This window comes from Pseudomonas sp. GW821-FHT11D10, assembly GCF_058808435.1.
This window is the reverse complement of record NZ_JBXARR010000004.1, coordinates 225,561-244,322: the sequence shown is the minus strand read 5'-3', so window position 1 is coordinate 244,322 and position 18,762 is coordinate 225,561. Positions and strand designations below refer to the sequence as shown.

Below are 18,762 nucleotides of genomic sequence, written 5' to 3'. Positions count from 1 at the left end.
CGGCGTTTTGCCATTTACACCACCGCCACTACGCTTGGCGGTGCTGAAATCATTGAGTAAGGAGCGCATTCATGGCTGTTGGTCTTGGTCCTTTGCCAACGTTGCACCCGGTTGCCGGTTTTGAACTCGGTATCGCTTCGGCCGGCATCAAGCGCCCGGGGCGCAAGGATGTCGTCGTGATGCGTTGCGCCGAAGGTTCCACCGTGGCGGGCGTGTTCACGTTGAACGCTTTCTGTGCCGCGCCGGTGATCCTGGCCAAGAAGCGTGTGCAGAACCCGGTGCGCTACCTGTTGACCAACACCGGCAATGCCAACGCCGGTACCGGCGAACCGGGCCTGGCCGCCGCCGAGCGCACCACCGCCAAACTGGCCGAGCTGACCGGCGTCGATGCCAGCCAGATTCTGCCGTACTCCACCGGCGTGATCGGCGAGCCGCTGCCGGTCGAGAAGATCGAAGGCGCTCTGCAGGCCGCGCTGGACGATCTGTCGGAAAACAACTGGGAAGCCGCCGCCACCGGCATCATGACCACCGACACGCTGCCAAAAGGCGCCAGCCGCCAGTTCCAGCATGACGGCGTGACCATCACCGTCACCGGCATCAGCAAAGGCGCGGGCATGATCCGTCCGAACATGGCGACCATGCTCGGCTACATCGCCACCGACGCCAAAGTCTCCCGCGACGTGCTGCAAAACCTGATGCTGGACGGCGCCAACAAGTCGTTCAACCGCATCACCATCGACGGCGACACCTCGACCAACGATTGCTGCATGCTGATCGCCACCGGCAAGGCTGCGCTGCCGGAAATCACCCGTGCCGAAGGCGAGCTGTTCGCCAAGCTGAAACAGGCGGTGTTCGAAGTGTGCATGGACGTGGCCCAGGCCATCGTGCGTGACGGTGAAGGCGCGACCAAGTTCGTGACCGTTGAAGTCAACGGCGGCGGCAATCACCAGGAATGCCTGGACGTCGGCTACACCGTGGCCCACTCGCCGCTGATCAAGACCGCACTGTTCGCCTCCGACCCGAACTGGGGCCGCATCCTCGCCGCTGTCGGCCGTGCCGGCGTGCCGGATCTGGACGTGAGCAAGATCGACGTGTTCCTTGGCGAAGTGTGCATCGCCAGCCGTGGCGCCCGCGCCGCGACCTACACCGAAGCCCAGGGCTCGGCGGTGATGCAGCAGGAAGAAATCACCATCCGTATCGAACTGGGTCGCGGCGATTGCAGCGAAACCATCTGGACCACCGACCTGTCCCACGAGTACGTGAAGATCAACGCCGAATACCGCACCTGATCCCTGCCGAAGAGGGAGGTCTGCGGACCTCCTTTTCTTCTGTCCCATGAAAGGACCCGAACATGAGCCTTCACCTGATCATCGGCGACAAACTGCTTTCCTCCTGGTCCCTGCGCGCGGCGCTGGCGCTTGAACTGACCGGCGCGCCCTACACCGAAGAACTGGTCAAACTCGGCAAGCCCGACACCCGCGAGCGGCTGCTGGCGCACTCGCCGACTGCCAAGGTTCCGCTGCTGAAAACCGCCCGTGGCACCGTCGCCGACTCTCTGGCGATTGCCGAATACCTGGCCGAACAGTTTCCTTCCGAACAACTCTGGCCGACCGATATCGCCGCCCGTGCCCAGGCCCGATCCGCCTGCGCGCAGATGCACAGCGGCTTCTTCGCCATGCGCAATCACATGCCGTTCAACCTTAGTCACGACGCGCCGCTCAACCCGGTGCCGCCAGAGGTTAAGGTCGATGTCGAGCGCATGCTCGCGCTGTGGGCCGAATGCCGCGCCGTCGCGACCGAGCCTGGGCCTTACCTGTTTGGTCGGGTGTCGCTGGCCGATGCGTTCTTCGCCCCGATTGCCGTGCGCCTGCGCACCTATCAGGTGAAGTTGCCGGCCGAAGATGAAGCCTATGTTGAAACCGTCTACCAATGGCCGGCCTTCAAGGCCTGGCAAAAGGCTGGACTGGAGGAATTGCAGTCGTGAAACGTGTACACGTCGCCGCCGCCGTCATTCGTGACGACAGCGGCAAGATTCTGATCGCCCGCCGTGCCGATACCCAGCATCAGGGCGGCCTCTGGGAATTTCCCGGTGGCAAGGTCGAAGCCGACGAGTCGGTGCAAACCGCGCTGGCCCGCGAGCTGCACGAAGAGTTGGGCATCGTCGTCGGTGCCGCCCGGCCGCTGATCAAGGTGCGTCATGATTACCCGGACAAGCAGGTGTTGCTGGATGTCTGGGAAGTCTCGAGCTTTACCGGCGAACCCCACGGTGCCGAAGGCCAGCCATTGGCCTGGGTTTCGGCCAAAGAGCTGACGGGTTACGAATTCCCGGCGGCCAACCAGCCGATCGTCGCGGCGGCGCGTCTGCCCGCTGAATACCTGATCACCCCGGAAGACCTGGAAACCCCGGCCTTGCTGCGCGGTATCCAGAAGGCAATCGCCGGTGGCATCAAGCTGATCCAGCTGCGTGCGCCCAATGGTTATGACCCGAAATACCGCGATCTGGCGGTAGACGCGGTCGGCCTCTGCGCCGGCAAGGCACAGTTGATGATCAAGGGTCCGTTCGAGTGGCTGGGCGATTTCCCGGCCGCTGGTTGGCACATCACCTCGGCGCAGCTGCGCAAGTACGCGGCGGCGGGGCGTCCGCTGCCGGCGGAGCGCTGGTTGGCGGCGTCCTGCCACAACGCTGAAGAACTGGCACTGGCCGAGCAGATGGGCGTGGATTTCGTCACCCTGTCGCCAGTGCAGCCGACCCTGACTCACCCGGATGCACAGCCGTTGGGCTGGGAGCAGGCTTCGACGCTGATCGAAGGCTTCAGCAAACCGGTGTTCCTGTTGGGTGGCGTCGGCCCGGCGGAACGCGAAAAAGCGTGGGATGCCGGGGCTCAGGGTGTGGCGGGGATTCGGGCGTTCTGGCCTGAGGCCTGAGGCCTGAATAGGCACCCGATCACTCCCGCGCCTGGCGTGGGAGTGATCAGTTCTCGGGTTTCGCCGCCGGTTGCCACAGAATCTCGGCAATGCCCTGGCGCCGGGCGATCAGCCTGGCCGCCACAAACAACAGATCCGACAAGCGATTGATATACGCCAGACCAACCCCGGCCAGCGGCTCGATCGCATTCAAATGCTGGCAACGCCGTTCGGCACTGCGCGCGAGACTGCGGCAGACATGGGCCTGGGCGATCAACATCGAACCGCCCGGCAGAATGAAATTCTCCAGCGGCCCTAATTCCTCGTTCCACACATCGATGGCCGCTTCCAGCCGTTCGATTTCTGCTGCGTTCAGCGCCTGATACTCCGGCATCGCCAGCTCACCACCAAGGTCGAACAGTCGATGTTGGCAGGGCGCCAACACGTCGATCAGTTCATTCAGCCCGGGGCAGGTTTCGCGTTCGGCGATCAATCCGGCCAGCAGCACGCCGACCTGACTGTTCAGCGTATCGACCTCGCCAATGGCTTCAATGCGCGGGTGATCCTTGGGCACCCGGCGGCCGTCGCCGAGTCCGGTTTCGCCCTTGTCGCCGGTGCGGGTGTAGATCTTCGACAAGCGAAAGCCCATGGTTTACCTCGGTAGTTGATTGGTTTCGGCGGCGATGGGCGCCGGTTGCGCCAGTGGCAGGCGCAGGGTGAAGCAGGTGCCTTGCCCCGGCGCCGACTGTACTTCCATCTGCCCTTTGTGGTTGTTGGTGATGATGAAGTACGACACCGACAGCCCGAGGCCCGTACCCTGGCCGATTTCCTTGGTGGTGAAGAACGGCTCGAAGGTGCGCTTGCGCACGTTCTCGCTCATGCCGATGCCGTTGTCCTCGACCTGAATCTCGGCCCAGGGCGGATTGAGGCGGGTGCGCAAAGTGATTCGCCCCGGCTCACTGTCATCTTCGCGCTGGTGAATCGCCTGCGCGGCGTTCTTCAACAGGTTGAGCAGCACCTGCTCAAGTTCGTTGGCGGTGCCGGGCACCGGGCCCAGCGCCGGGTCGAACTGGCGAATGATCGCCTGGCCCTTGAAGTCGAAGCCGATGGCCAGGTCAAAGTCGTTACCGGCGATTTCCACGGCTTGATCGATCAGGGCCGGCAGGTCGCACGGTGCCATCTGGCGGTTGCTGCGGCGGCTGAAGCTGAGCATGTGGGTGACGATTTTCGCCGCCCGGGCACCGGCCTGCTGGATGCCGTCGAGCAGTTGCGGGACTTCCCGGCCTTGCAGGTAGCGGTTCACGGTCTCGAGTTCGATGCCCAGTTGTTCGGCCTGTTCGAGGTTTTTCGGCAGGTCTGGCGACAGGCGTCGGCGAATGTTCTGCACGTTGTGCAGGATCGCCCCCAGCGGGTTGTTGATCTCGTGAGCCATGCCGGCGGCGAGGCCACCCACGGAAAGCATTTTCTCCGACTGCACCATCATTTCTTCCAGCGACAGGCGCTGGGTAATGTCGTCGATCCGGATCACCACGCCGCGCCCGGCACCGCCCATCAACGGGTAGAACGTGAGGGCGTAGTGCTTGGGCTCGTCGTCCTTGAACCACGTCACCCGCTCGATTTTCGCCACCGTGTGTTGTTCGACGGTCTGCTTGAGTTGCGGCAGGAACGGCTTGAGCGGTTCGAACGCGAGGAAGATCGGCTGGTTCAGCGCTTCGTCCAGCCGTGTACCGGAAAGGGCGCTGGCCTCCTGGTTCCATTGCGTGACATAGAGCTGTTCGTCGAGGGCGATCAGCGCCGAGGGCATGGAGTCGATGATGCTGTTGAGGTAGTTCTGGAACCCGGTGAGTTTCTTCTCGATCTTGCTGCGCACCTGGACTTCCAGCTCCAGCTTGCGGTTGGTGTGGCGGGTTTCTTCGGCCAGGCCCTGAGCCTGATCGTAGGCCGCCTGGGAGTCATCGCGGGCGCGCTTGAGTTGCTGCTCCCGGGCCTCGATGCGCGAGAGCATGGTGTTGAATGCCTCGGCGAGGCTGCCGATTTCGTCATGGTTGCCCCGGGAGGCGCGTAGGGCGTAGTTTTCCTCGCGGGTCACCTGACGGGACAGTTCTTCAAGTTGATGGATCGGGCGGGTGATCAGGCGCTTGATCTGTCGGGCGATGACCAGCCACAGCAGCACACTGAAAATCAGGATCCCCAGACTGGCCGTGAGTGTGCCGGTGTAGAACGCGACTGGCAGCTCGCTGCTGGCCACCAACAGCAGGTGGCCCGGCGCAGTGCCGGGGCGGGGCAGAGTGATGAGTTGATTGCTGCGAAACTCGGTCAGTTGCCAGGCTTCGATGTGCCGGTAGCGTTCCGGCAGTTTGAGTTTGTCGCCGTGCTGCAACTGCGCCAGACGCTCGCCTTTGCCGTCATATAAAGCGGCGGCGCGCAGCGGGGAATAGCTGTCGAGTTCCTTGAGCAGGCGCTCGGCGCTTTGCGGCGATTGCAAGGCTTCGGCCACCAGGCTCGGGTTGGACACCAGCCGGCCGATGGTCTGCAACGCCTGAGGCGCCATGCTTTCCTGGGAAATGTAATAGGCGGCGCTGATAAAGGTCAGGTTGGCGACCAGCAACACGGTGGTCAACAGCACCAGCAGGGCGGCCAGCAGTTTCTGGCCGACCGGCAGGTTTTCAAGACGCTGGCGCAATGGCATCAGGTTTATCGCAGCAAAGGAACAAGTGGCCAGCGTAGCCGCTGCTCAGTCGACGGGCAATCCGAGACTGTGCAGATGAGCGGTCAGCCGCTGCTGCAATTGCTTCAGATGCGGCAGGTTCAACTGGTGACGCTCCGCAACCTTGCAGGCATGCCCAAGCAGATAGCTGATCTCGGTGCGGCGTTTGCTGGCCACGTCCTGATACATGGACGAGAAATTCGCCGCCGTGGCCTGGATCACCCGCTCGACTTCCTGTTGCAGGTTGTCCGCCGCCGCCGGTTGCCCGCAACGTTCGAGCAGTTCGGTCAGTTCGCCGCACAGGGTGGCAACTTCGCAGTGATGTTGCTGCAAGCCGCCGTTGCGGCAGTCGTGCAGCACCGTCAGCGGATTGATCGCACAGTTGAGCGCCAGTTTGCGCCACAGGCGGGTGAGGATGTCGGCGCTCCATTCATGGGGGATTTTTGCTGCCTCAAGATCGTCCAGCCAGAACGGTGCCACGGGATGACCGGCATCCCCCAGCCAGGTGTAGCCGTGGCCGGCGAATACCACGCGCCAGTCGCCATCGCGAAACGCGCCTTCGGTGCTGGAGGCGCTGATGCAGCGGGCCTGCGGGACCCGCGCGGCGACCGCTTCCTGGCTGCCGAGGCCGTTCTGCAAAAGAATCAGTTCGGCGTCCGGTGCCAGGCGATGGGCAAGCCCGGCCACGGCCGCTTCGGCGTCGTAGGCCTTGCAGGCCACCAGCAGGCGACGGATGGGGCCGGGACTGTCCGGGGTTTCACCGGGGATCGCGTAACTGCTGGCCACGCCTTGTTCGACGAGGGTCAGGCCGCCCGCCGTTGCATAGTCGTGCAGGCGGTCGATGTCGCGCAGGATCAGCCGGACCGGCAATCCGGCCCGGGCCAGACGTGTGGCCCAGAGCGTGCCGAGACTTCCGGCGCCGAGGACGTGCCAGGGGGTGGACATCAGTTTTTCACTCGGTAAGGTACAGGCATGCAAGGCTCGCCGTGTCGGTAGGAAAAGACCCGTTATAATGAGCCCGATTTTAACCGCAAGCCAAGCGCGCCGCGTCCCGTACGAGCGCGCCTTTTTATTGGAGAGATTACATGCCGTCGTTCGACGTGGTATCCGAACTGGACAAACACGAACTCACCAACGCGGTCGAGAACGCCGTGAAGGAACTCGATCGTCGTTATGACCTGAAAGGCAAGGGCAGCTTTGAATTCAAGGAAAAGGACCTGACCGTCCACCTGACCGCTGAAGCCGATTTCCAGCTGGAAGCGATGATCGAGATCCTCAAGCTGGCCCTGGTCAAGCGCAAGATCGACGTGCAGTGCCTTGAAGTCAAAGACTCCTTCGCTTCGGGCAAGCTGATGAAACAGGACGCCGTCCTCAAGGAAGGCATCGACAAGGAGCTGGCGAAGAAAATCGTCGGCCACATCAAGGAAGCCAAGCTCAAGGTGCAGGCCGCCATTCAGGGCGAGCAGGTGCGTGTGACCGGCAAGAAGCGTGACGACCTGCAGGAAGCCATCGCGGCCCTGCGAGCCAAGGAATTCGGCATGCCACTGCAGTTCAACAACTTCCGCGACTAAGCTTTTCGGTCGGGAACCTCTCGGCGTTTAAAGCGTCCGAGGCCCAAGCAACGGCAGAAACGATTGAGCCCTTTACGGCCCGGTCTTTCTGCCGCTGGTTTTTTACAGCCCGGGAAGCCGGCAATCAGGAGATAAAAGATGGATTTGAATGCTGAGGTGGACAACCTGGTCAAGGCATCCCAGGCGTGGATTCCGATGATCATGGAATACGGCAGCCGTGTGTTGCTGGCGGTGATTACCCTGGCCATCGGCTGGTGGCTGATCAACAAGGTCACGCAAAAGCTCGGCGGCCTGCTGGCCCTGCGCAATGCCGACCTGGCGCTGCAAGGTTTCATCAGCAGCCTGGCCAACATCATTCTCAAGGTGCTGCTGATTGTCAGCGTGGCGTCGATGATCGGCGTCGAGACCACCTCGTTCGTCGCGGCGATCGGTGCGGCCGGTCTGGCCATCGGTCTGGCGTTGCAGGGCAGTCTGGCGAACTTCGCCGGCGGCGTGCTGATTCTGCTGTTCCGTCCATTCCGCATTGGTGACTGGATCGAAGCCCAGGGTGTGGCGGGTACCGTCGACAGCATCCAGATCTTCCACACCGTGCTGCGCACCGGTGACAACAAGACCATCATCGTGCCGAACGGCAATCTGTCGAACGGCATCATCACCAACACCAACCGTCAGCCGACCCGCAAGGTTGTGTTCGACGTGGGTGTGGATTACGAAGCCGATCTGCAAAAGGCCCGTCAGGTGCTGCTGGATCTGGCCAAGGATGATCGTGTTCTGCAGGATCCGGCACCCCAGGCCGTTATTTCGACACTGGGTGACAGTTCGATCACTGTTTCTCTGCGTGTATGGGTTAAAACGGCGGATTACTGGGATGTGATGTTCATGTTTAACGAACAGTCCCGTGATCGTTTAAAGACTGCCGGAATTGATATCCCGTTTCCGCAACGAGTGATTCGTGTGGTTCAGGAATCGGCAGTGTAATGATAGGTTGCTAATTAATTGCCTGACTTATCGGTCAGGCATTTATTACAAGTGACAGGCAATAAAAAAGGCCCATCCGAAGATGGGCCTTTTTGTTTTGTTACCGCAACTAACTCGGTGCGATTACAAAAGCGACAGCGGGTAGTCGACGATCAGACGGAACTCTTTGGTATCGCCTTCACCTTCGTCGGCGTTAGCAAAGTGCCAGGCTTGACGAATACGGAAGGACAGGTCTTTGGCCGGGCCAGACTGAACTACGTATTTGGCTTCGAAGTTGGTTTCGTTGTGTTTGCCATCTTCGCCATACAGGCCAGCGTAGGCGCTGCCTGCTGGAGTGTGGGTGCCGTCGATGTCCCAGCCTTTAACGTAGCGGGTCATGAAGCTCAGACCTGGAACGCCGTACTCGGCCATCTTGATGTCGTAACGGATCTGGGCAGACTTCTCGCCTGGGGCGTTGAAGTCAGAGTACTGGATGGAGTTGGCGAGGAAGATCGAGTCGCCGCCACGGTTGTTCTTGCCCACGCCGATGTAGTCGAACGGAGTGTCACCGTTGACCTTCTGGAAGGCCAGGGTGATGGTGTGCGCTTTCAGGAACGAGAGAGCGGTGGCCAGGGAGAACGCGGTGTTGCTGATGTCACCGGCTTTCGCGCTACCGGTGTCGGTGGTGCGATAGATGTTGAAGTCGGTGTTCAGCGAAGTGTCACCACCAAATGGAGTGGTGAGGTTCACGTTGGCGTAGTACTGGTTCCAGATGTCTTCCAGTTTGGCGCCGTAGAGCGATGCGCTCAGGTTTTCGGTGATGCCGTACTTGCCACCGAAGTAGTCGATGGTGTTGGCTTCAACGCCAGCGTAGGTCGCGTACAGGCCGCCTTCACGGGCGTTGCGGTCCTGGCTGGTTGCCGAGTAGAAGTGACCGGCTTCGAGGTCAAGGTCTTTGATCTCGCTGCTCTGCAGTTGGAAACCGCTGGCAGTTTGCGGAAGGATACGGGAGCCGCCGACAGCGAACACCGGAGCGGTGCTAGGCTGCATGTCACCGACTTTCAGCTCGGTTTTCGATACGCGGAACTTGATGGCAGCGCCGGCTTTGCCTTGGCTGTCGTCAGGGTCGCGGGAACCGTTTGCATTGAACTCGTTGCTGCGGCTCATGTTGCCGGAGCCGCTGGTGCCGGCACCGCCGTCCAGTTTGATGGCCAGGTAGCCGAACGCATCAACGCCGACGCCAACAGTACCTTGGGTGTAACCGGAGCTGAAGTTGCCCCAGATACCTTGGGTCCAGTCTTTTACGTCACGGGCGCCGTCTTTGTTGTCACGGTTGAAGTAATAGTTGCGAATCAGCAAATCAGCTTTCGCGTCTTCAACGAAGCCTTTGGCTTCTGCCTGGTCACTTACGAACGGTGCGGCCGTAGCCATCTGAGTACTGGCGGCTGCTGCAACTGCCAGTGCGATCATGCTCCACTTCATCACGCGCATCGTGATTTGCTCCTTTGGTTTTAGAAGAGTACTGCCGTCCCACCTGTTTTATTATCTGGGCGGCTCTTTCTTTTTGTGTCGGCGCAAACTTATATCACGCCGACCATGTTGGCGATACTTGCGCATTCAACCTTTCAGCTTCTTTACGAGCGTGTCGCAATCGGCTTGGTAGATGTCGCAAATTTACAGTCCAAATGCAATGGGACTGACAACTTCAGCGCTGTTTTACAGAGCTTGAGCATCGGTAAAAAAGAGTCCCTTGGCAAAACGCTTGAATCTCCATCGGGCAACCCTGCCACTGTTTTTATGGGGCTCAAGGCATCCACTTCTTGTGGTGCGCTTATAGTCCATATGGGTATGAATGCAACAAGCGTGCACAAACCGCTGAATTGTTCCGGTTTTTTTCAGGGCGCTCGTCTTGCGCTGTAAAAACCTCATAAAACCGGGGGCTTCGAGGGCCTGTCTATCAGGCTTGACGCCATCCTTCGCATGGTGTTGCTCCCTGAAAGTCGCAGCGCGACAACCAAAAATGTTACCGGTTCACCCCGTCAGTGAGTATTCGGCGGATGCCCGACGCACTGAGCGTAGACGCACTGTGCGGTTTTGGTGCAAAAAAATTCAAAGGCTGTACTGAATTCATACAGTTGGGTCGCCGGATGAACGTAAACGCTGAGGTGTGAGCGGGTCATTTTGCCCGGCTCATTCGCATTCGCGGTTCCGTCCTGGTGCACGCGAGTTATAAATGTCACATCCCGGGGCGTGGAGGAATTCTTGCGGCAACGCTGTTCGCCGTGAAGGTCTCTCCAATCGCAGGTATGCTGCCGTCCAGTCGCTTGGCGCAGCGCATTCACAGCGGGGCGCTAAGCTGAAAAAAGGTCATTTCGCCGGGAGTGCGCGCAGTGTTTGCTTTAGATCCACGACTTCAACAGGACACGCTGACCATCGGCGATTTCCCGCTTTGCCGATTGCTGTTGTCCAACGACGCCAACTACCCGTGGTTCATCCTGGTGCCACGCCGCGACGATATCAGCGAGTTGTTTCAGTTGGATGTCGCCGACCAGCAGGCCTTGTGGCAGGAAACCACGGCCCTGGCCGAGGTGCTCAAGGATTCCTTCGACGCCGACAAGATGAATGTGGCGACCCTGGGCAACGTGGTCAGCCAGCTGCATATGCATGTGATCGTGCGTAAACGGGACGATGCCGCCTGGCCAGCGCCGGTCTGGGGCAAACACGCCGCCAAGCCTTACAGTACCGAACAAGTGGCCGCGATCCGCGAGCGCCTGCGTCTGGTGCTGGACGAAGATTTCACCTTTCTGGAGGGCTGAGTGATGAGCCTCGAACAACGTGTTACCGAGCTGGAAAGTCGCCTGGCATTTCAGGACGACACCATCCAGGCATTGAACGATGTGCTGGTGGGGCAGCAGCGAGTGGTCGAGCGTCTGCAATTGCAGATGGCAGCCGTACTCAAACGCCAGGAAGAGATGGTGGGTCAGTTCGGATCTTTTGAAGAAGACGCACCGCCGCCACACTATTGAGAAGTGCGCGGGCATGCTCCCGTTAAAAACGCACTCATTAAAAAACCGCGAACAGCCTGGCTGTTCGCGGTTTTTTTATTGCGGGAACGTGGTTCAGCGACGCGGCAGGGCGGCGATCACGTCCTCGGCCTGCAGGCCCTTGTCACGGTTCATCACCGAGAACTCCACACGCTGGCCTTCGACCAGAACGCGGTGGCCTTCGCCACGAATGGCGCGAAAGTGCACGAAAATATCATCGCCGGAATCCCGGGAGATAAAGCCGAAGCCCTTGGAGGTGTTGAACCACTTGACGGTGCCGGTATCGCGGTTGCTCATGTCGTAGCTTTGCGCGGCGGCGGCCGGTGAGGATTTGTAGAAGCTGACGGCCAGGTGCAGAACCACGGCGACCAGTGCAATCACCAGGCTGAACAGCACGGCTGGCTGGCCGGCGATGACAGGCATCGGCGCGATCAGGGTCAGGGTTTGCAGGACAACGGTCAGGACCAGCAAAGCGCTGACCAGATTTTGCAGATGCTGGCGCGGACCTTTGTTCCAGTAAGGGATAACTGGTGCAAGGATCAGGTTCAGCAGGCCGAAAAAGGCCAGGTAAAGTGCATCGGGTTGTTGCAGGTAAGGTACCGCTTCGGACTTCAGGCTGGGTATGAAGGACAGCAGCAAGGCTGCTGCGCCCATTAGCAGGTGGACGATTTTCAACATTTTTATTGACTCACGTTATGACGGCTCACAAGGAAGAGCTGAAGGCGCACGGTTCGCTTCGGAACAATAAGAGGCGTTGGACACGTGCACGGCATCAGCCTATGCGCAGGCCCGGAAAACGGGGCGTAGCGACACACTGCCTATTTAACAGCAAAGCCTGCGGCTACTCAAATCACGCCGGCCAGCGGCAGCGTGTGGGGCGATTTGTCGCCTCTATCGGGTCGATACGGGGGCTGCGATGCGGGGGAGGCCTTGCTACAGTGAGCCGACACCTGCTGGATGAATTCAATCGCCGTTAGGGGGTAAGCATGGCAATCGATATCGGTATCAGTGAAGAAGACCGCAAATCCATCGTCGAGGGGCTCTCGCGCCTGCTGTCCGACACCTACGTGCTGTATCTGAAGACTCACAACTTTCACTGGAACGTGACCGGGCCGATGTTCCGGACCCTGCATCTGATGTTCGAGGAGCAATACAACGAACTGGCCCTGGCGGTGGATTCGATCGCCGAACGCATCCGGGCGCTGGGCTTTCCGGCGCCGGGCGCGTACGCGACCTATGCGCGCCTGTCTTCTATTAAGGAAGAGGAGGGCGTGCCGAGTGCCGAGGACATGATCAAGCAATTGGTCGAGGGGCAGGAAGCGGTCACGCGCACGGCGCGAGGGATTTTCCCTCTGCTGGATAAAGTCAGCGACGAGCCGACCGCCGACCTGCTGACCCAGCGCATGCAGGTTCACGAGAAAACCGCCTGGATGTTGCGCGCACTGCTCGAGGCCTGATGACGGAAAGCGCACGGATCCTACGCTCGTGCGCTTTTCTCTTTTTTGCCCGGAAAAAACATTCGCGACGGTAGGAAACAAGGAAGGCGCCCGGCCGCTCCATGATCCTCCGTATCGCGTTGGCTTATCCTACGTGGATGGTCAAAAAGTCATCTGGATCTGCCTTTGCACCTGCGCTTTTAATGAGGTCACAGGAACTCGCCTTGATCACAGGCGCAGAAATGGCAAAGGAGTGTCAGCGATATGGAAGGTGGAGACAGGCGAGGCGACATTGTTGTCGGTTTGCAGCAGGACAAGTTCGGGGAGCCGTTTCTCGGCGGGTTCGACATGGCGTTGATCCGGCCGCTGTCCCGATCGGTACGCTTGAACGGGTTCGCGACCTGCATGCGGCTGGAGCAGGTTTACTGGAATATCCTGGGCCGGATGGCCGAGGACAATTGCTGTTCGGTCGGCACGTTGTTGTCCCGCGTCGATCGTGAAGTACACCTGCGCCATGGCGGGGTGAAAAACTTCAGCGGTCTGGTGCGGGTGGTGTGTGTGGTGCATGGCCTGCGGGATTCTCCGGCGATGCACGACGCGGGTTGTCACTGACAAGACGGCCTGTGCAGTCTTCCGGCTGCACAGGCCGCATTTAATGGATATAATCCCGCTCTTTCGCCGCACAGCCCTGCGCGTGCTGGCAATCTGATTGCCGAGACAACCCCATGCCGATGTACGATTACCAATGTGCTTCCTGTGGTCATCAGTTGGAAGCCATTCAAAAGATCAGCGACGCACCACTGGTCGATTGCCCTGCCTGCCAGGCGCCGGAACTCAAGAAGCAGCTGTCGATGCCGGGCTTTCGCCTCAGCGGCAGCGGCTGGTACGAAACCGATTTCAAGACCGGCGCGAAGAAGAATCTGGCCGGTGGCGACAAATCTGACTAGGGTTCAAACCCAGGTCGAACGACACGCGCGAGTTTCCACAAGTTGCACAGTGCTTGAGTGCAGCGGGATCTCCACCGAATTTCGAATTACGAGAAGCGAACCACTACCATGATGCGCAGCCATTATTGCGGCCAACTGAACGAAAGCCTGGAAGGCCAGGAAATTACCCTTTGCGGATGGGTTCACCGTCGTCGCGACCACGGCGGGGTGATTTTCCTCGATATCCGTGATCGTGACGGTCTGGCCCAGGTAGTGTTCGATCCGGATCGTGCCGAGAGCTTCGCCGCCGCCGATCGCGTGCGCAGCGAATACGTCGTGAAGATCACCGGCAAGGTGCGTCTGCGTCCGGCCGGTGCCACCAACGCCAACATGGCGTCGGGCATGATCGAAGTGCTGGGCTACGAACTGGAAGTGCTGAACGAGTCGGAAACCCCGCCGTTCCCGCTGAACGAGTTCTCCGACGTCGGCGAAGAAACCCGTCTGCGCTATCGCTTCCTGGACCTGCGTCGTCCGGAAATGGCCGAGAAGCTGCGTCTGCGTTCGCGCATGACCACCAGCATCCGTCGCTACCTGGACGAGAACGGCTTCCTCGACGTCGAAACGCCGATCCTGACCCGTGCCACTCCGGAAGGCGCGCGCGACTACCTCGTGCCGAGCCGTACCCACGCCGGTTCGTTCTTCGCGCTGCCGCAATCGCCACAGCTGTTCAAGCAACTGCTGATGGTTGCCGGTTTCGACCGTTACTACCAGATCGCCAAGTGCTTCCGCGACGAAGACCTGCGTGCCGACCGTCAGCCTGAGTTCACTCAGATCGACATCGAAACCAGCTTCCTCGACGAAAAAGACATCATGGGCCTGACCGAAGGCATGATCCGCAACCTGTTCAAGGAAGTGCTGGATCTGGAATTCGGCGAATTCCCGCACATGACCTTCGAAGAAGCCATGCGCCGTTACGGTTCCGACAAACCAGACCTGCGTAACCCGCTGGAACTGGTCGACGTGGCCGATCAGCTGAAAGAAGTGGATTTCAAGGTCTTCAGCGGCCCTGCCAACGATCCGAAATGCCGTATCGCCGCGCTGCGCGTTCCAGGCGGGGCGAGCATGCCGCGCAAGCAGATCGACGATTACACCAAGTTCGTCGGCATCTACGGTGCCAAGGGCCTGGCGTACATCAAGGTCAACGAGCGTGCTGCCGGTGTTGACGGTCTGCAATCGCCGATCGTGAAAAACATCCCGGAAGCCAACCTGAACGTGATCCTCGATCGCGTTGGTGCAGTCGACGGCGACATCGTGTTCTTCGGCGCCGACAAGGCCAAGATCGTCAGCGAAGCCCTGGGCGCGCTGCGTATCAAGCTCGGTCACGACCTGAAGCTGCTGACCTGCGAGTGGGCACCGATGTGGGTCGTCGACTTCCCGATGTTCGAAGAGAACGACGACGGCAGCTTCTCGGCTCTGCACCACCCGTTCACCGCGCCGAAGTGCTCGCCTGAAGAGCTGGAAGCCAACCCGGCTGGCGCTCTGTCCCGTGCCTACGACATGGTGCTGAACGGCACCGAGCTGGGTGGCGGTTCGATCCGTATCCACCGTAAAGAGATGCAGCAAGCGGTGTTCCGTCTGCTGGGCATCAATGAAGCGGAACAGGAAGAGAAGTTCGGCTTCCTGCTCGACGCCCTGAAATACGGCGCGCCGCCGCACGGTGGTCTGGCCTTCGGTCTGGACCGTCTGGTGATGCTGATGACCGGCGCCCAGTCGATCCGTGAAGTGATCGCCTTCCCGAAAACCCAGAGTGCTGCCGACGTGATGACGCAGGCGCCGGGTGTCGTGGATGCGAAGGCATTGCGCGAATTGCACATTCGTTTGCGCGAAACGCCAAAGGCCGAGTAAGACGGGCCTGAAGGCGCATCTTCGGATGCGCCTTTTTTCTTTCTGCAGTGATTGAAAACAAGATTTTTTTGCTGGCCGATGCACTTGCATGGCGGGCATTGTTCAAGAGAATTCGGAGCGAGTTATGGCAGGTCATTCCAAGTGGGCGAACATCAAGCACCGCAAAGAACGCCAGGATGCCAAGAGAGGCAAGATCTTCACCAAGTGGATCCGCGAGCTGACCGTGGCGGCCCGTCAGGGCGGCGGTGATCCGGGCTCCAACCCGCGTCTGCGTCTGGCACTGGACAAGGCGCTGGGCGCCAACATGAGCCGGGACATCATCGACCGTGCCGTGGCTCGTGGCGCCGGTGCGACCGAAGCCGACAACGTTGAAGAGCTGACCTACGAAGGTTACGGCCCGGGCGGCGTGGCGGTGATGGTCGAGTGCATGACCGACAACCGCAATCGCACCGCAGCAGCTGTTCGCCACGCGTTCAGCAAGTGTGGCGGCAACCTCGGTACCGACGGTTCGGTAGCCTATCTGTTCGAACGCAAGGGCCAGATCAGCTTTGCCCCGGGCGTCGACGAAGACGCACTGACGGAAGCGGCGCTGGAAGCCGATGCCGACGACGTGGTCAGCCACGAAGACGGCTCGATCGACGTGTTCACTTCGTTCACCAGTTTCTACGCGGTACGCAATGCCCTGGAGGCCGCTGGTTTCAAGGGCGATGACGCGGAAATCGTCATGCAGCCGACCACCAGCGCCGAACTGGATCTGGAGGGCGCCGAGAAGGTGCTCAAGCTGATCGACATGCTGGAAGATCTGGACGACGTGCAGAACGTCTACTCCAACGCGGACATTCCGGAAGACGTGGCCGCTCAGCTCGGTTAAGAGCGACTACGATTCAATGTGGGAGATTCCGGGTCTGAGGCTTTCCCTCAAACCCGGAATCTCCCACATTTGTTTTTGTGTTTTTTCGAACCAGCAGGCTTATGACTTTAATTCTTGGTATCGACCCCGGTTCGCGCATTACCGGTTACGGCATTGTTCGCGATACCGGACGCGGCGGTTGTATCTATGTCGCCTCGGGTTGTATTCGCACCGGTGCCGGCGAGCTGCATGAGCGATTGCAGATCGTCTATCGCGGCGTGCGGGAAATCATCCAGACCTATGGCCCGGTGACCATGGGCATCGAAAAGGTGTTCATGGCGAAAAACGCCGATTCGGCGCTCAAGCTCGGGCAGGCCCGTGGGGCCGCTATCGTTGCCGGTGCCGAAGAAAGCCTGGAGATCGCCGAGTACACGGCCACTCAGGTCAAGCAGGCCGTGGTCGGAACCGGCGCTGCCAATAAAGAGCAGGTGCAGATGATGGTCATGCACATGCTCAAGCTGACCAGCAAACCGCAAATCGACGCATCGGATGCCCTGGCGATTGCCATTTGTCACGCCCACACCCGCTCCAGTCTGTTGCCGCACGGCTTGGGAACGGCACGCAGTCGTGGCGGGCGCCTGCGTCTCTGATAGCATCAGCAGTCAATTTCACGGAATGTGGATTTCGCGCCTGGGTCGTCGGCCGTAAATCCATGTTCTGTCGGTCGCCAGCCCACGGCTGGCCAACGCTCAAGGATCTGAAACGTGATTGGACGCTTGCGCGGCACTCTGGCTGAGAAACAGCCGCCGCACCTGATTCTGGATGTAAACGGCCTCGGGTATGAGCTGGAAGTGCCCATGACCACCCTTTACCGTCTGCCGTCGGTCGGTGAACCGCTGACCTTGCACACCCATTTGGTCGTACGCGAAGACGCGCAGTTACTCTATGGTTTTGCCGGCAAGCGTGAGCGAGACTTTTTTCGCGAGTTGATCCGTCTCAATGGTGTAGGGCCGAAACTGGCCCTGGCCCTGATGTCGAGTCTGGAAGTCGACGAACTGATCCGCTGCGTGCAGTCCCAGGACACTTCGGCGCTGACCAAGGTGCCGGGGGTGGGCAAGAAAACTGCCGAGCGTCTGCTGGTCGAGCTCAAGGATCGCTTCAAGGCCTGGGAAACCTCGCCGGCCATGTTCGCACTGGTGCCGAACCAGCCGGACGGCCCGGCGCCGGTCAATACCGCCGAGAACGATGCGGTCAGCGCGCTGATTTCCCTGGGCTACAAGCCACAGGAAGCGAGCAAGGCGATTTCCGCGATCAAAGAGAAAGGCCTGAGCAGCGAAGACATGATTCGACGCGCCCTGAAGGGAATGATTTAAGTGATTGAAGCTGATCGTCTGATCGCCGCCACGCACAGTCCGCGTGAGCGCGAAGAAGTCCAGGATCGGGCGATACGTCCCGTCAGCCTGGCCGAATACATCGGCCAGCCGACCGTTCGCGAGCAGATGGAACTGTTTATCCAGGCCGCCCGTGGCCGTAGCGAATCCCTCGACCACACCCTGATCTTCGGTCCGCCGGGGCTGGGTAAAACCACGCTGGCCAACATCATCGCCCAGGAAATGGGCGTGTCGATCAAGAGCACTTCCGGCCCGGTGCTGGAACGTCCGGGGGATCTGGCGGCGCTGTTGACCAACCTTGAGCCGCACGACGTGCTGTTCATCGATGAAATCCATCGCCTGTCGCCGATCGTCGAAGAAGTGCTGTACCCGGCGATGGAAGATTTCCAGCTCGACATCATGATCGGTGAAGGGCCGGCGGCGCGTTCGATCAAGCTCGATCTGCCGCCGTTCACCCTGGTCGGCGCGACGACGCGGGCGGGGATGCTGACCAACCCGTTGCGCGACCGTTTCGGTATCGTCCAGCGACTCGAGTTCTACAGCACCGCTGACCTGGCGACGATTGTCAGCCGTTCGGCGAACATTCTCGGTCTGCCGCTGGATCCGGAAGGGGCTTTCGAGATTGCCCGTCGCGCCCGTGGCACGCCGCGGATCGCCAACCGACTGTTGCGTCGGGTGCGGGACTTCGCCGAAGTCCGGGCCAAGGGCCACATCACCAAGGCTGTCGCGGATCTGGCGCTGAACCTGCTGGATGTCGACGAGCACGGTTTCGATCATCAGGACCGGCGTCTGCTGTTGACCATGATCGAAAAGTTCGATGGCGGTCCGGTGGGTATCGACAGCCTGGCGGCGGCGATCAGCGAAGAGCGCCACACCATTGAAGACGTGCTCGAGCCGTACCTGATTCAGCAGGGTTACATCATGCGGACACCGCGAGGCCGGGTGGTTACCCGTCACGCGTACCTGCATTTTGGTTTAAACATTCCGACACGAATGGGCGAAATGCCCGTGGCAGACGAGTTTCTCGATGCCGTGGACGATTGATACACATTTATTGGCGATTTATTCAGC

21 protein-coding genes are annotated in these 18,762 nt (G+C 60.2%); 16 read left to right on the top strand and 5 right to left on the bottom strand.

Going from position 1 to position 18,762, the window contains the following annotated elements:
* Window positions 1-71: 71 nt before the first annotated feature.
* The 3 genes from argJ to AC1RT4_RS14845 all read left to right on the top strand — a co-directional run bounded on the left by argJ (window position 72) and on the right by AC1RT4_RS14845 (window position 2,925).
* Window positions 72-1,289 carry a bifunctional glutamate N-acetyltransferase/amino-acid acetyltransferase ArgJ gene (gene argJ / locus AC1RT4_RS14855; protein WP_262194997.1) on the top strand — a complete coding sequence of 406 codons (1,218 nt, stop codon included), beginning with the start codon at window positions 72-74 and terminating at the stop codon, window positions 1,287-1,289.
* A 62-nt stretch (window positions 1,290-1,351) separates the two neighbouring features.
* Window positions 1,352-1,984: a glutathione S-transferase family protein gene (locus tag AC1RT4_RS14850; RefSeq protein WP_085745212.1), complete on the top strand. Its 633-nt coding sequence runs from the start codon at window positions 1,352-1,354 to the stop codon at window positions 1,982-1,984.
* Complete coding sequence (locus AC1RT4_RS14845; protein WP_493085932.1) at window positions 1,981-2,925, top strand: Nudix family hydrolase; 945 nt, start codon at window positions 1,981-1,983, stop codon at window positions 2,923-2,925. The genes AC1RT4_RS14850 and AC1RT4_RS14845 overlap by 4 nt, the downstream gene beginning before the upstream one ends.
* Window positions 2,926-2,971: 46 nt before the next feature.
* Here AC1RT4_RS14845 and AC1RT4_RS14840 read toward each other — a convergent pair whose 3' ends face one another.
* The 3 genes from AC1RT4_RS14840 to AC1RT4_RS14830 are packed head-to-tail and all read right to left on the bottom strand — an operon-like array spanning window position 2,972 to window position 6,556.
* Window positions 2,972-3,553, bottom strand: coding sequence for a cob(I)yrinic acid a,c-diamide adenosyltransferase (locus AC1RT4_RS14840; RefSeq protein WP_273899280.1), 582 nt, complete (start codon window positions 3,551-3,553; stop codon window positions 2,972-2,974).
* A 3-nt stretch (window positions 3,554-3,556) separates the two neighbouring features.
* Entirely contained in the window at window positions 3,557-5,593 is a 2,037-nt protein-coding gene (locus tag AC1RT4_RS14835; RefSeq protein WP_493085930.1) for a sensor histidine kinase, read from the bottom strand.
* 45 nt (window positions 5,594-5,638) lie between these two features.
* Window positions 5,639-6,556 carry a putative 2-dehydropantoate 2-reductase gene (locus AC1RT4_RS14830; protein ID WP_493085928.1) on the bottom strand — a complete coding sequence of 306 codons (918 nt, stop codon included), beginning with the start codon at window positions 6,554-6,556 and terminating at the stop codon, window positions 5,639-5,641.
* 140 nt (window positions 6,557-6,696) lie between these two features.
* On the opposite strand from AC1RT4_RS14830, the gene AC1RT4_RS14825 reads away from it, so the two are divergent.
* On the top strand, window positions 6,697-7,182 hold the full coding sequence (locus AC1RT4_RS14825) for a YajQ family cyclic di-GMP-binding protein (protein WP_007951218.1): 486 nt from the start codon (window positions 6,697-6,699) through the stop codon (window positions 7,180-7,182).
* A gap of 138 nt (window positions 7,183-7,320) precedes the next feature.
* Window positions 7,321-8,160 (top strand): mechanosensitive ion channel family protein, encoded by an 840-nt coding sequence (locus AC1RT4_RS14820; protein WP_007951217.1) that lies wholly within the window; start codon window positions 7,321-7,323, stop codon window positions 8,158-8,160.
* A 123-nt stretch (window positions 8,161-8,283) separates the two neighbouring features.
* On the opposite strand, the gene AC1RT4_RS14815 is transcribed toward AC1RT4_RS14820, so the two are convergent.
* Window positions 8,284-9,630, bottom strand: a complete 1,347-nt coding sequence (locus AC1RT4_RS14815; RefSeq protein ID WP_262194992.1) for an OprD family porin — start codon at window positions 9,628-9,630, stop codon at window positions 8,284-8,286.
* Between the two features lie 75 nt (window positions 9,631-9,705).
* Between AC1RT4_RS14815 and AC1RT4_RS14810 the strand changes: the two genes are divergently transcribed.
* The 3 genes from AC1RT4_RS14810 (at window position 9,706) to AC1RT4_RS14800 (ending at window position 11,165) form a co-directional block, all read left to right on the top strand.
* A complete protein-coding gene (locus tag AC1RT4_RS14810; protein ID WP_493085925.1) occupies window positions 9,706-10,059 on the top strand; it encodes a hypothetical protein in 354 nt (117 codons plus the stop codon).
* A 470-nt stretch (window positions 10,060-10,529) separates the two neighbouring features.
* Complete coding sequence (locus tag AC1RT4_RS14805) at window positions 10,530-10,955, top strand: HIT family protein (protein WP_493085923.1); 426 nt, start codon at window positions 10,530-10,532, stop codon at window positions 10,953-10,955.
* 3 nt (window positions 10,956-10,958) lie between these two features.
* On the top strand, window positions 10,959-11,165 hold the full coding sequence (locus AC1RT4_RS14800) for a SlyX family protein (protein WP_493085921.1): 207 nt from the start codon (window positions 10,959-10,961) through the stop codon (window positions 11,163-11,165).
* 93 nt (window positions 11,166-11,258) lie between these two features.
* Here the strand turns inward: AC1RT4_RS14800 and AC1RT4_RS14795 are convergent, their stop codons facing one another.
* Entirely contained in the window at window positions 11,259-11,861 is a 603-nt protein-coding gene (locus AC1RT4_RS14795) for a cold-shock protein (protein WP_007951213.1), read from the bottom strand.
* 308 nt (window positions 11,862-12,169) lie between these two features.
* Here AC1RT4_RS14795 and AC1RT4_RS14790 point away from each other — a divergent pair, with 308 nt between their 5' ends.
* From AC1RT4_RS14790 to ruvB, 8 genes are all read left to right on the top strand, one after another.
* The gene (locus AC1RT4_RS14790) at window positions 12,170-12,640 is read left to right on the top strand and encodes a Dps family protein (RefSeq protein ID WP_007951212.1); all 471 of its coding nucleotides are present in this window, start codon (window positions 12,170-12,172) and stop codon (window positions 12,638-12,640) included.
* 243 nt (window positions 12,641-12,883) lie between these two features.
* Entirely contained in the window at window positions 12,884-13,231 is a 348-nt protein-coding gene (locus AC1RT4_RS14785; RefSeq protein WP_493085918.1) for a ribbon-helix-helix domain-containing protein, read from the top strand.
* A gap of 113 nt (window positions 13,232-13,344) precedes the next feature.
* On the top strand, window positions 13,345-13,566 hold the full coding sequence (locus tag AC1RT4_RS14780; RefSeq protein WP_007951210.1) for an FmdB family zinc ribbon protein: 222 nt from the start codon (window positions 13,345-13,347) through the stop codon (window positions 13,564-13,566).
* A 108-nt stretch (window positions 13,567-13,674) separates the two neighbouring features.
* The gene (gene aspS, locus AC1RT4_RS14775) at window positions 13,675-15,450 is read left to right on the top strand and encodes an aspartate--tRNA ligase (RefSeq protein WP_007951209.1); all 1,776 of its coding nucleotides are present in this window, start codon (window positions 13,675-13,677) and stop codon (window positions 15,448-15,450) included.
* Window positions 15,451-15,574: 124 nt separating this feature from the next.
* Window positions 15,575-16,321: a YebC/PmpR family DNA-binding transcriptional regulator gene (locus AC1RT4_RS14770; protein WP_003227527.1), complete on the top strand. Its 747-nt coding sequence runs from the start codon at window positions 15,575-15,577 to the stop codon at window positions 16,319-16,321.
* A 101-nt stretch (window positions 16,322-16,422) separates the two neighbouring features.
* A complete protein-coding gene (ruvC, locus tag AC1RT4_RS14765; protein WP_007951206.1) occupies window positions 16,423-16,950 on the top strand; it encodes a crossover junction endodeoxyribonuclease RuvC in 528 nt (175 codons plus the stop codon).
* 114 nt (window positions 16,951-17,064) lie between these two features.
* Window positions 17,065-17,673: a Holliday junction branch migration protein RuvA gene (gene ruvA / locus AC1RT4_RS14760; protein ID WP_007951205.1), complete on the top strand. Its 609-nt coding sequence runs from the start codon at window positions 17,065-17,067 to the stop codon at window positions 17,671-17,673.
* The gene (gene ruvB / locus AC1RT4_RS14755; protein ID WP_493085915.1) at window positions 17,674-18,735 is read left to right on the top strand and encodes a Holliday junction branch migration DNA helicase RuvB; all 1,062 of its coding nucleotides are present in this window, start codon (window positions 17,674-17,676) and stop codon (window positions 18,733-18,735) included. It begins immediately after the preceding gene.
* Window positions 18,736-18,762: the final 27 nt, after the last annotated feature.